The organism is Nocardiopsis listeri NBRC 13360 (genome assembly GCF_001570765.1).
In the GTDB taxonomy this organism is placed as follows: Bacteria; Actinomycetota; Actinomycetes; order Streptosporangiales; family Streptosporangiaceae; genus Nocardiopsis; species Nocardiopsis listeri.
Window position 1 is genome coordinate 21309 of the sequence record NZ_BCSH01000082.1, and the last position, 12372, is coordinate 33680.

General features: G+C 69.2%; 10 protein-coding genes. 8 read left to right on the top strand and 2 right to left on the bottom strand.

From position 1 onward, the window contains the following. Nucleotides 1–108: 108 nt before the first annotated feature. Complete coding sequence (gene menD, locus NLI01S_RS21865) at nt 109–1830, top strand: 2-succinyl-5-enolpyruvyl-6-hydroxy-3-cyclohexene-1-carboxylic-acid synthase (protein WP_067607705.1); 1722 nt, start codon at nt 109–111, stop codon at nt 1828–1830. A gap of 66 nt (nt 1831–1896) precedes the next feature. Here the strand turns inward: menD and NLI01S_RS21870 are convergent, their stop codons facing one another. Next, nucleotides 1897–2454, bottom strand: coding sequence for a Uma2 family endonuclease (locus tag NLI01S_RS21870; RefSeq protein ID WP_067607708.1), 558 nt, complete (start codon nt 2452–2454; stop codon nt 1897–1899). Between the two features lie 623 nt (nt 2455–3077). Between NLI01S_RS21870 and NLI01S_RS21875 the strand changes: the two genes are divergently transcribed. Next, complete coding sequence (locus NLI01S_RS21875) at nt 3078–5102, top strand: PhoX family protein (RefSeq protein WP_067607711.1); 2025 nt, start codon at nt 3078–3080, stop codon at nt 5100–5102. Nucleotides 5103–5240: 138 nt separating this feature from the next. Here NLI01S_RS21875 and NLI01S_RS21880 read toward each other — a convergent pair whose 3' ends face one another. Further along, nucleotides 5241–6524, bottom strand: coding sequence for an isochorismate synthase (locus NLI01S_RS21880; protein ID WP_067607714.1), 1284 nt, complete (start codon nt 6522–6524; stop codon nt 5241–5243). Between the two features lie 220 nt (nt 6525–6744). Between NLI01S_RS21880 and NLI01S_RS21885 the strand changes: the two genes are divergently transcribed. From NLI01S_RS21885 to NLI01S_RS21910, 6 genes are all read left to right on the top strand, one after another. After that, the gene (locus NLI01S_RS21885) at nt 6745–8379 is read left to right on the top strand and encodes a glycoside hydrolase family 10 protein (RefSeq protein WP_067607717.1); all 1635 of its coding nucleotides are present in this window, start codon (nt 6745–6747) and stop codon (nt 8377–8379) included. Between the two features lie 163 nt (nt 8380–8542). Then, complete coding sequence (locus tag NLI01S_RS21890; protein WP_067607720.1) at nt 8543–8944, top strand: TOBE domain-containing protein; 402 nt, start codon at nt 8543–8545, stop codon at nt 8942–8944. Further along, nucleotides 8937–9788 carry a molybdate ABC transporter substrate-binding protein gene (modA, locus tag NLI01S_RS21895; RefSeq protein WP_067607724.1) on the top strand — a complete coding sequence of 284 codons (852 nt, stop codon included), beginning with the start codon at nt 8937–8939 and terminating at the stop codon, nt 9786–9788. The genes NLI01S_RS21890 and modA overlap by 8 nt, the downstream gene beginning before the upstream one ends. Further along, complete coding sequence (locus NLI01S_RS21900; protein ID WP_067607727.1) at nt 9785–10609, top strand: ABC transporter permease; 825 nt, start codon at nt 9785–9787, stop codon at nt 10607–10609. Before modA ends, NLI01S_RS21900 begins: the two co-directional genes overlap by 4 nt. Next, complete coding sequence (locus NLI01S_RS21905) at nt 10609–11709, top strand: ABC transporter ATP-binding protein (protein WP_067607730.1); 1101 nt, start codon at nt 10609–10611, stop codon at nt 11707–11709. Before NLI01S_RS21900 ends, NLI01S_RS21905 begins: the two co-directional genes overlap by 1 nt. A gap of 189 nt (nt 11710–11898) precedes the next feature. After that, nucleotides 11899–12252: a DUF3040 domain-containing protein gene (locus NLI01S_RS21910; protein WP_067607733.1), complete on the top strand. Its 354-nt coding sequence runs from the start codon at nt 11899–11901 to the stop codon at nt 12250–12252. Nucleotides 12253–12372 lie beyond the last annotated feature (120 nt).

Below are 12372 nucleotides of genomic sequence, written 5' to 3' on the forward strand. Positions count from 1 at the left end.
ACGCACACGCGAGTGGGAGTGTGGCCGCCACGGTTACGGGACGCCGTGCGATGCGGTCCGACCACGCGGTGATACTGGGTCGACACCTCGACGAACGAAAGACTTCGAATGAATCCGTCTACCGCCTTGGCGCGGGTCCTCGTCGACGAACTGGCCCGCTGCGGACTGGCCGAGGCCGTCGTCGCGCCCGGGTCGCGCTCGACCCCTCTGGCGTTGGCGCTGGTCGCGCATCCAGGGATCCGTGTCCACGTGCGCGTGGACGAACGTTCCGCGTCCTTCCTCGCCTTGGGACTGGCCCGGGCCTCCCGACGCCCGGTGGCGGTGGTGTGCACCTCCGGCACCGCGGCCGCCAACTTCCATCCGGCGGTGATGGAGGCCGACGAGAGCGGCGTGCCGCTGCTGGTGCTGACCGCAGATCGGCCCCCGGAACTGCGTGGCACCGGCGCCAACCAGACGGTGGACCAGATCGGTCTGTACGGCGGCGCGGTGCGCATGTTCGCCGAGGTCGGAACCCCCGACCACGCGCCGGGCATGGTCGCATACTGGCGTTCGCTGAGCGGTCGGGCCTGGGCCGCGGCCCAGGGCGGACGTCCTGGACCCGTGCACCTCAACGTGGCTTTCCGCGACCCCCTCACCCCCGATCAGCCCACCGGTGGCGGCCCTGAGTGGACCGAGCCCTTGGACGGACGCGCCGACGGTCGCCCCTGGATCTCACGGCCCGGCCCGCGTACCGAACCCGCGCCCTACGTACTGCCCGACGTCGAACGCGGCGTCATCGTCTGCGGCGATGGCGACTACGACCCGGTGCCGTTCCTGGCGCTGTCGGAATCGACCGGATGGCCGCTGCTGGCCGAACCCACCTCCAACGCCCGCCGCTCGGGCGCGGTCTCCACCTACCGGCAACTGCTGGCCGTGCCGGGTTTCGCCCACGCCCACACCCCCGAACTCGTGGTGAGCGTGGGAAAACCCAACCTTTCCCGGCAGATCCTCGGCTACCTGCGCCGCGCGGAACGGCACGTGGTGGTCACCGCCGCCACGGTCGGTGACCCCGCGGCGAGCGTGCTCAACGACTTCTCCGACCCCGCACGTACCGCCACCGACGTGGTCGCCGCGATCGCCCCGCCCAACGGACCGAACCGGGACGAGTCGGCGCGCACCGACTGGTCGCGTTCCTGGGAACGCGCCGAGGCCGCCGCCCGCGTGGCCGTCGACGGGGTGCTGGACGCAGAGGAGACCTTGACCGAGCCGCGTCTGGCCCGTGACCTCGCCTCGCAGATGAGCGCGGGTTCACTGCTGTTCGCCGGCTCCAGCATGCCCATCCGCGACCTGGACGCCACCATGCACCCCCGTTGCGGGGTGCGTCTGGTGGGCAACCGGGGCGTGAGCGGCATCGATGGGACGGTGTCCACGGCCATCGGTGCCGCGCTGGCCCATCAGAGCGAGGGGGAGGGGCAAACCTACGCCCTGCTCGGCGACCTGGCGCTGCTGCACGACCAGAACGGTTTGATCATCGGCCCCGGCGAGCCACGACCGGACCTGGCGATCGTGGTGGTCAACAACGATGGCGGCGGAATCTTCTCCGGTCTCGAACAGGCCGGCCATCCGGACTTCGAGAGAGTGTTCGGCACCCCGCACGGGGTGTCCATGGAGAGGGTGGCCGCCCTGTCGGACCTGCCCTACACCCGGGTGGAGTGGGCCACCGACCTGCCCAAGGCCCTCTTGGGCGAGAGCCTGCGGATCATCGAGGTGTGCACCGAACGCGCTGGTAGCGCGGCACTGCGCCGTCGGCTGCAGGACGCCGTCGACACCGCTGTGGCCGGGACGTTCTGACTCGGGTCGGCGCGACGTGACGAAGGGGAGACATCGGAGGTCGATGTCTCCCCTTCGTCACGTGGATCAACGGTGCAGGATGTCCGTCAGGTCGAACTCCAGTTTCACCGGAACGGAGGTCTTGAGGGTTCCCCGGTGGATGGTGGGCCTGCCGTAGTCACCGGAGGGAGAAGCCGGGTCCTTCTCGTACTCGTAGAGCACGGCGTCGTTCCCGTCCTGTTCGATCCGCCAGAAGAATCGGACACCGGCACGGGCGTAGAGCTGGGGTTTGCGCTCCCGGTCCCTGATCTCCGATTCGGGAGAGACCACCTCCACCGCCAGTTCGACGACCTCCGGCGGAAACCACGTTTGGTCCAGCTCCCGGAAAGCGCTTGCTTGGGCCGGCATCAGGTCCGGCTCCGGCCGTTGCCGTTCGGCGAGCTTGACGGAAAACTCTCTCGCCACGCGAAGGCCCTGGGGGACATGTTGATCGAGCTCACGCTCCAACAGCCTGAGAATGAGCATGGGGAAGAGTTTTTGAGGGCTTGCCAGCACCAGGTTTCCGTCGATGAGTTCGGTGTGCGGCGGAAGATCCGGGATGCGATCGAGGTCCTCGGCGGTGAAACCATCCTGCGGTGGTCGGATCGTTCTCGTTGCTCACGGTAGCCATCCTCGGCACCTCGCCGTGGTGCTTTCGGCGATTCTCCCATCCGGGCCATGGTGCGATACCGCTAGACGTTTCCCGAGGGTGGCACGCCCTCCGATTCACGTGCTTTTGGATTCCCCTCGCCGCCGCGCACGTGTCGCGGCCCGGTCAGGGGGCGTTGATCGGGCGGCTCTTCGACTGAGCGGGCCGCCCCCGCCCTGTGCGAACGAGAACGAGCACGGGAGGACCCGGCCGCGGATCCGGAGTTCCTTCGCGCGGTCGACGGCCCCGACACCGGGGGCATGGCGGACGAACTCGACGGGATGACCGGATCGTGACCCGCCCCACCTGGGCGAGGCATGTGGACGTGGCGGAACGGGTAGGCGAGGATCACCACGAGGTCCGACCGTGGGTGTTCGTGCTACTGCTCTACGTGGGATGACCTCAGCCGTGTAGAGGAGTTGTAGGGGCGTTCACATCGGTTTCACCCGATCGTGTGGAACCTCGGCCAAGGTCGATAGCGACCGGCAGGACCCACTGCCCGCACCACTCCGCATCCCCGAGCGGAGCCCCGCAAGCCCCCTCGGGACCGCGGAGCAGTTACCCATTCCGAGGAGAACGCGTGCCCGAATCCGCGCCCCGCCGCCGTCTGCTGCCGCTCATCGGCGGTGTCGGTGGTGGTCGATCCGCGAAGACGTGCCTGTACCGCTGTGGCAACGCCTGTTTCCACCCCGCCCCCAACAAGAGCGAAAACGCCTACTTCGGTGACATCTTCCAGGGCGTGTTGTCCCGCCGTTCCGCGCTGAAGGGGGCCTTGGTCGGTGCCGGCGCGGGCTCCCTGGGCGTGGCCGCCCTGAGCCCGGCCGCCGCGGATCGCGGACCGGACCGCCCGCACCCCGCGCCGCGCCCCACGTTCAAGACCGTGCTGCCCAACAACCGTGACGAGGTCACCGTCCCCGAGGGCTACGACCACCACGTCATCGTCCGCTGGGGCGACCCGGTGCTTCCCGAGGCCCCCGAGTTCGACTTCGCGAACCAGACCGCTGAGGCGCAGGCTCGGCAGTTCGGCTACAACTGCGACTACGTCGGTTTCTTCACCCTGGACGACGACCACGGGCTGCTGTGGGTCAACCACGAGTACACCAACGAAGAGAACATGTTCGCCGGGTACACCGACGGCGAGTCGGCCGACCCGGAGTGGATCAGGATCGCGATGGCCGCGCACGGCGGTTCCGTGGTGGAGCTGGAGCGGGTCGACGGTACCGGTCAGTGGAAGCTGATCACCGAGGGCGAGCGTCCCTTCAACCGTCGTATCACCAACGAGACCTCGTTCCGGATGGCGGGTCCGGCGGCCGGGCACGAGCTGCTGCGCACCGCCGCCGACCCTGAGGGCGTGAACGTGCTGGGCATGCTCAACAACTGCGCCGGCGGAATGACGCCCTGGGGCACCGTCCTCAGTGGTGAGGAGAACTACAACCAGTACTTCGTCGGCGCCCCCGACACCGAGCCCTACGCCCGCTACGGCTTCTCCTCCGACTACTCCGGTCGCCGCTGGGACCGGGTGGACGAGCGCTTCGACCTGGCGAAGCACCCCAACGAGGCACACCGCTTCGGATACATCGTGGAGATCGATCCGCACGACCCCGACTCCACCCCGGTCAAACGCACCATGCTGGGCCGTTTCAAACACGAGGGCGCCAACGTCAACATCACCGAGGACGGCCGAGTGGCCGCCTACATGGGTGACGACGAGCGCTTCGACTACCTGTACAAGTTCGTCAGCGACAAGAAGTATGTCGAGGGCTCGCACAAGCACAACATGACGCTGCTGGACAGCGGCACGCTCTACGTGGCGCGGCTGGAGGGCAACAGCCCTGCCGAGGAGATCGACGGCACCGGTACGCTGCCCTCTGACGGTGAGTTCGACGGTACCGGCGAGTGGATCGCGCTGTGCACCGACACCGAGAGCTTCGTCGACGGGTTCTCCGTGGCCGAGGTCCTCATTTACACCCGTCTGGCCGCGGACACCATCGGGGCGACCAAGATGGACCGCCCCGAGGACGTCGAGCCCAGCCCGATCACCGGCAAGGTCTACTGCGCGCTGACCAACAACGACGCCCGCGAGCCGGGTCAGGCCGACGAGCCCAACCCGCGCGGCCCCAACAAGTTCGGTCACGTCCTGGAGATCATCGAGGACGACGCCGACTCGGCGGCCACCTCGTTCACCTGGATCGTGCCCCTGGTGTGCGGTGACCCGGAGGATGACTCCACGTACTACGCCGGCTTCGACAAGTCCAAGGTCATGGCGATCTCGGCGCCCGACAACCTGGCCTTCGACAAGCACGGCAACCTGTGGATCTCCACCGATGGTCAGCCCGGCAGCCTGCAGACCAACGACGCCCTGCACGTGATGCCGGTCGAGGGTCGTTTCCGCGGTGAGCTGCGGACCTTCGCCACCGTCCCGGTCGAGGCCGAGACCTGTGGTCCGCTCATCTCCCAGGACCAGAAGACGGTGTTCCTCGCCCCGCAGCACCCGGGTGAGAACGGCACCGTCGAGGAGCCCACCAGCGTCTGGCCCGACGGCGACTTCCCGCGCCCGTCGGTGGTGTGCGCCTGGCACAAGGGCGGTCGCGATGTCGGTAACTGATGCCCGCCCGAGCGCGCCGAAGCATTAGGGCGGGTTCCGCGAACACGTACCCTGCTGCGCGGCGCCCCAGCGGCGGCGCGAAACCAATACCGACCACCGGCCCCGGTCTCTCCGTCGTGGGGGAGGACCGGGGCCGGTTCACGTTCCGGGGTCGGTGAGAGCCTCGCGCATCACCCGGAACTTGGCCTCGGTCTCGGCGAGTTCGGAATCGGGGTCGGAGCCGGCGACGATCCCACCGCCCGCGTACAGGCGGGCGCTCGCCCCGTCCACGCGTGCGCTGCGCAGGGCGATGCCCCACTCGGCGTTGCCCGCGCCGTCCAGCCAGCCCACGGGACCGGCGTAGCCGCCACGATCCATGCCCTCGGTCTGGGCGATCAGTCGCATGGCGGCCTCGGTGGGGGTGCCGCCCACGGCGGCGGTCGGGTGCAGCGCCGCCACGGCGTCCAGGGCCGACACCCCGGGGGCCAGGCGCGCGTGGGCGCTGGTGGCCAGGTGCTGGACGTTGGCGAGCTTGAGCAGGTGCGGCCGGTCCGGGACGGTGAGTTTCTCGGTGAGCGGCTCCATGGAGGCACGCAGGGAGTCCACGGCGAAGGCGTGTTCCTCCAGGTCCTTGGCGGAGGTCATCATCTCCTGGCCCAGACGCAGGTCGGATCCCTCGTCCTCTCCGCGCGGGCGGGTACCGGCCAGCACGAGGGAATCGAACTCGTTGCCCTCCACCCGCAGCAGGAGTTCGGGGGTGGCGCCGACCATGCCGTCGACGGAGAAGGTGAGGCAGTCGGGGAAGCGGGCGTGCAAGCGCTTCAGCAGCATGCGTACGTCCAGAGGCGCTTCGGCCTCGGCGTGGGCGTCACGGGCCAGGACGGCCTTTTCGAGTTCGCCGTCCTTGATGCGCGTGACCGTTGAGGCGATCAGGTCCTTCCACCGTTGCGGGGTGAGGGACCCGGGTCGCCAGTTCAGGGGACCCATGGGGCGTGGTTCTGTGACCGTGCGCAGTGTTTCCTCGGGGTGTTGGCCCGGCTCGTCGCCGATGGTGGTCAACCAGGTGCGGTCGCCGCGTCTGCCGATGAGCACTCTGGGGACCACGAGCGCCGAACCGGCGGAGGTGGGCGCGAACGTGAACGTGCCGAAGGTGACCGCACCGGTGCCGGGCAGCCCCACCTCGTCCTCGACCCTGGCGTTGTCCAGTAGGTCGGCGAACCAACGGGCGGCCTGCCCGATGCGGGAGTTGTCGGTGGGGGTGGTGTCCTCGTGGGCGACCTCGGGCTCGAAGCGTGCCGCCCGGCCCCACGCGACGAGACCGTCGTTTCCGTTCAACCAGGCCAGTGGTGTGCCCTCCGGCAACCGGTCGATCAGGTCGCCGGCGTGGTCGCGCAACGGGACGGTATGGACGAAGAGTTCGGGTGGGCTCTGCACTGCGTTCACGGGAGACGAGTCTAGAACCTGGCCGGGGGAGCGGTCACGTCGGGCGCCTGTCCTCGGGGCGCTCCATTGACCTGGGACGACATTCCGGTGTTACGGCCTGTGCGATGTTATCTACACATTGGCCGAATCGTATCCGAAACTTGACATCTTGCCTTAATCTGGGTCCCGGCGTGGCGCCAGGCCGAACGGCGACGCGCGGACATCCCCGAAGGAGAACTTGATGCGATCCATGGCACGGGCCCTGACCAAGCCGCGCGCCGGGGGACGGTGGGCGGCGATCGCGGCCACGGCCACCGTGCTGCTGGCGGGCTGCTCCGCCAACGGCCAGGGCCCCTCCTCCGACGATGCCCCCGAGCCGGGCGGCGAGGGAATCGCGGCCCCCGTCTCCTGCCAGGCCCACGACGACAAGCGTCAGATGCGCGGAGCGTGGCTGACCACCGTGCGCAACATCGACTGGCCCTCCGAGCCCGGCCTGTCGGCCGAGGAACAAAAGGCCGAACTGGACGCCTGGCTCGATGACTCGGTGGAGATGGGCCTCAACGCCGTCTTCTTGCACGCTCGCCCCACCGCCGACGCCGTCTACGACTCCGAGCTGGAGCCGTGGGCCCGCTACCTCACCGGTGAACAGGGTGGCGACCCCGGCTACGACCCGCTGGAATACGCGGTCGATGAGGCGCACGAGCGCGGTCTGGAACTGCACGCCTGGTTCAACCCCTACCGCGTGGGTCTGCAGGACCCGGACGTGGAGAACCTCGCCGACGACCACCCGGTCGAGCAGAACCCCGAGTGGCGGGTGGACTTCGGCACCGAGGCCTACGTCGACCCGGGCAACCCCGAGGTCCGCGAGTGGGTCACCGAGGTCATCATGGACGTCGTCGACCGCTACGACGTCGACGGCATGCACTTCGACGACTTCTTCTACCCCTACCCGCAGGAGGGCGCGACCTTCGACGACGACGCCAGCTGGGAGGCCCACGGGGGCGACTTCGACGACCGTGGGAACTGGCGGCGCGACAACGTCGACCAGCTCATGCGGGACGTGCACGGAAGGATTCAGGAGAGCAAGCCCTGGGTGAGCTTCGGTGTCTCCCCGTTCGGCATCTGGCGCAACGACAACACCGACTCCTCGGGCTCACCCAGCTCCGGACTGCAGTCCTACGACGCCCAGTACGCCGACACCCGCACCTGGATCGAGGAGGGCACCGTCGACTACATCGCCCCCCAGCTCTACTGGGAGCGCGGCTTCGAGACCGCCGACTACGAGGCGATGACCGACTGGTGGTCGAACGAGGTCGAGGGCACAGACGTCGACCTGTACGTCGGTCAGGGCGCCTACCGGTTGGGTGAGGACGGTTGGACCGGCGACGACGCCCTGAGCAACCAGCTCGACTACTCCGGTGAACTCGACGAGGTCTCCGGTGACATCTACTTCTCCATCAAGAACCTGCGCGAGAACGGCGACGTGGTCGACCACCTGCTCGACGGCCACTACGCCAACGCCGCCCTGCCGCCGGTGATCGAGAACCCCGAGGGCGATGAGCCCCTGGTCGGCGCGGTCGACGACGTGACCGCGCAGAACGTGGATCGCGGCGTCGAGGTGGAGTGGAACGAGATCGAGGACGCCCGTTTCTACGCCCTGTACCGACTGTCGGCCGAGGCCGTCCAGGCCCTGGAGTCCGGGGACGAGGACGCCTACTGCACGGCGCTGACCGCGGACAACCTGGTCGGCATGACCGGTGGGTCGACCTTGACCGACACCGAGCCCTTGGAGGATGGCGCCGGTTACGTGGTCACCGCGCTGGACGACTACCGCGCCGAGGGTCCGGTCGGTGGGGTCGCCGACGTGCGCAGCTGATCCGGTCGTCGGAACACACGAGGGGCCCGTTCCCCTTCCGAGGGGACGGGTCCCTCTCCTGTGCGCGGAATCGGTTCATGCCCTAGGAGAACGAGCAAAAAATTGTGATCTGCTAGCCGAATATCCATTTCGCCCTCGCTTGTGCGACTAGTAGTTTCTTCGTATGCCCACCTTCCAGATCAGTGAGGCCGCCGAGCTTCTCGGGGTCAGCGCCGACACCGTCCGACGTTGGGTCGACTCGGGAAAGCTGGCCGCCGAACGCGACGCCACCGGACGCCGCAACCTCGACGGGGCCGAACTCGCCTCCTTCATGAGGGCCGGCGCCGATGATGATCCCGGCCGTCGCGTCTCCTCCGCTCGCAACCGCTTCCGGGGACTGGTGACCAGTGTGGTCCGCGATCAGGTGATGGCCGCCGTCGAACTCCAGGCCGGACCGCACCGGGTGGTCTCCCTGATGAGCCGTGAGGCCGCCGACGAACTCGGCCTGGAGGTCGGGAGTGTGGCCACCGCTGTCGTCAAGTCCACCAACGTCATCGTCGAGACCACCGGAGAACACCATGCGTGAGTCCACCACCAGTGCCCCCCGCGCGAGGCGTGCCGCTCACGGGCCGGCCGCGGCCGCGGCCGCACTCGTCCTGACACTGACCGCCTGCTCGGGTGGGAGCACCGACACCGGCGAAGGGACCGGGGGAGAGGCCGACGGCGCCGCACCCGATGGTGAACTCACCGTCTTCGCCGCGGCGTCCCTCACCGACGTGTTCGAGGAGATCGCCGCCTCCTTCGAGAAGGAGAATCCGCAGGTGGAGGTCACCCTCAACTTCGCCGGTAGTAGCGAGCTCGCCCAACAGATCGACTCCGGCGCTCCCGCCGACGTGTTCGCCGCCGCCAACACCGACACGATGGACCAGGTCGTGGCGGGCGAGGGTCTGGACGCCGACTGGGCCGCCGAGAACGGTGAGGACGGTCGGATCTTCGCCACCAACAACCTGCGGATCGCCGTTCCGCCGGACAACCCCGCCGACGTCGAGAGCCTCGACGACCTGGCCGAGGACGACGTCGACGTGGCCTTCTGTTCGAAGGAGGTGCCCTGCGGTTCCGCCACCGTGACCGCGCTGGAGGCCGCCGACCTGGACATCACCCCGGTCACCCTCGAAGAGGACGTGAGGGCCGTCCTGACCAAGGTCGAACTGGGTGAGGTGGACGCCGGTCTGGTCTACGCCACCGACGTCATCTCCGCCGGGGACCGCGTGCGAGGCCTGGACTTCCCCGAGTCCGAGGAGGCGATCAACGACTACCCGATCGGTGTCCTCTCCGCGTCGGGCGCCCCCGACCTGGCCGCCGCCTGGGTCGACTTCGTCACCACCGAGGGTGCCCCCGTCCTGCGGGACGCGGGGTTCGGCACGCCGTGACCGCCCGCACGACCCGTTCCGGTCGGCGCGCCCCGCGCACCCGGCCGGGACGGGTGCCTTGGATCCTCGTCCTCCCAGCCTTGGTCGGCCTGGCGTTCCTAATCCTGCCCTTCGCCGGGCTGCTCGTGCGCGCGCCCTGGTCCACCATGGTCCAGCGCGTCACCGAGCCCGAGGTGCTGGCCGCCCTGTGGCTGTCGCTGTCCACCGCCACGGTGGCCACCATCGTCTCCCTGGTCTTGGGTGTCCCGTTGGCCTGGCTGCTGGCACGCACCGAGTTCCCCGGCCGTCGCTTCGCGCGCGCACTGGTCACCATTCCTCTGGTCATCCCGCCGGTGGTCGGAGGTGTGGCCCTACTTCTCGTCCTGGGGCGCAACGGGCTGGTCGGACGATACCTGGACGCCTGGTTCGGGCTCACCCTGCCCTTCACTCCCGCCGCCGTGGTCATCGCCCAGGTGTTCGTGGCCATGCCCTTTCTGGTGATCAGTGTCGAAGGGGCGTTGCGCGGCGCCGACCGGCGCTATGAGGAGGCCGCCGCCACCTTGGGGGCGAGCCGCGCCACCGTCTTCACCAGTGTCACCCTGCCCATGGTTCTGCCCGGCATCGGCGCGGGTGCGATCCTGTGCTGGGCACGCGCCCTGGGCGAGTTCGGCGCCACCATCACCTTCGCCGGGAACTTCCCCGGTACCACCCAGACCATGCCACTGGCCGTCTACATGGCCATGCAACGCGACCCCGAGGCCGCCATCGTGCTCAGTCTGGTCCTGCTCTTGGTCTCCCTGGCCGTCCTGGCCACCCTGCGCGAGAGGTGGGTGAACCTCTGATGGCCGCACCGGCCACCCGCACCCCGACCGAACCCGATCCCGTTCCGCGTCCGGGCCTGGACGCCGACCTGCGGCTGACCCGAGGTTCGTTCGACCTGGACGTCTCCTTGTCCTGCCCACCCGGACACGTCCTGGCGCTGTTGGGACCCAACGGGGCGGGGAAGTCCTCCGCCCTGCGCGCCCTGGCCGGTCTGGTGCCGCTCACCGGCGGACACATCCGCCTGAACGGCGACGACCACACCACCACGGCCGTCGAACACCGGCCCATCGGCGTGGTCTTCCAGGACTACTTGTTGTTCCCGCACATGAGCGCCCTCGACAACGTCGCCTTCGGACCGCGTTGCCAGGGCGTGGGGCGCTCCGAGGCCCGCGAACACGCCCGCGCGCTGCTGGAGCACATGGGCTTGGCCGACCACGTCGCCTCTCGACCCCGGCGACTGTCCGGAGGCCAGGCCCAACGGGTCGCCCTGGCCCGTGCCCTGGCGGTGCGTCCCGGCATGCTGCTGATGGACGAACCCATGGCCGCCCTGGACGCCAGCACCCGGGTGGCGGTGCGCTCACGCCTGAGGCGCCTGTTGGAGGAATTCGAGGGCGTGACGGTCCTGGTCACCCACGACCCGCTCGACGCCATGGTGCTGGCCGACCGCATCGCCGTCATCGAGGAGGGCCGGTTGGTGCAGGAGGGCTCCCCGGCCGAGGTGGCGCGCCGCCCCCGCACCACCTACGTCGCCCGCCTGGTGGGTCTCAACCTGTTCCGGGGGCGGTCGCGGGAGGGCACCGTCACCCTGGACACGGACGGTGGTGGAAAACCCACCAGGGTGGAGACCCGTGAGGCGCGCCAAGGGCCCGTCCTGGTGGCCTTTCCGCCGCGCTCGGTGGCCCTGTACCAGGAGCACCCGCACGGCAGCCCTCGCAACATGTGGCGGCTACGGGTGGAGGGGATCGAACGCTTCGGCGACCAGGTGCGGGTGCACCTGGAGGGCGCGCTGTCCCTGGCGGCCGACATCACCCCGGCGTCCCTGGCCGAACTCGGGCTCGCCCGGGGTGAGGAGGTCTGGGCCGGGGTCAAGGCCACCGAGGTCGAGTGCTACCCCGGTTGAGGCCCTCCTTCCCCGTCGGACCAAGACCTATGGCCTCGCGGGAACGGGCCTCCTGCACCGATTTCACGAATCGGATGAAAAGGGACCGGGAAAATCCTGTGGACGCTTGGATAAGGGCGGCGCGCCCGGGGGAGACTGTTAGCACCCGGAGACGACACAGTCCTTCCCCCGGCGGCCGAGGAGGGTGCCATGTCCCTGAGAGAACACGAACGGAGGATTCTCGCTGAGATCGAGAAACAACTCAGCGAGGACGCTCCGGAACTGGCCGGCCGTCTCGAGGCCTTCGGAACCGACGACCCGGACGTTCCGGCCGACCCGGGGTTACAGAGCTGGCGGCCATGGGTGGCCTGCGCCCTGATCGCGGCGGTCACCGCGGGGCTCTTGGTGCTGTTGTTCGTCCTGACACCGAGCGCCCCACAGCCGGAGCAGCCGCGACCTACCGGGACATCGCAGAACGGCGAGGGCACCGATACCGTGCCGGGCCCGGTCTCAGAGGGGGAGACCGTGGAGGAACCGGCCGAGCCCGCCGATCCGGTCGGGTAGTCTCTCGGGTCCCACGCCTGTCGAGGCTCACCGTGCGGACCCGGTGCGCCGCTCTCGGAGCACCGGGTGTCGGAGCGGGGGGCTTCGGTCGGCCAAGGCCGGCGCCGGTGGCTCTCGAAC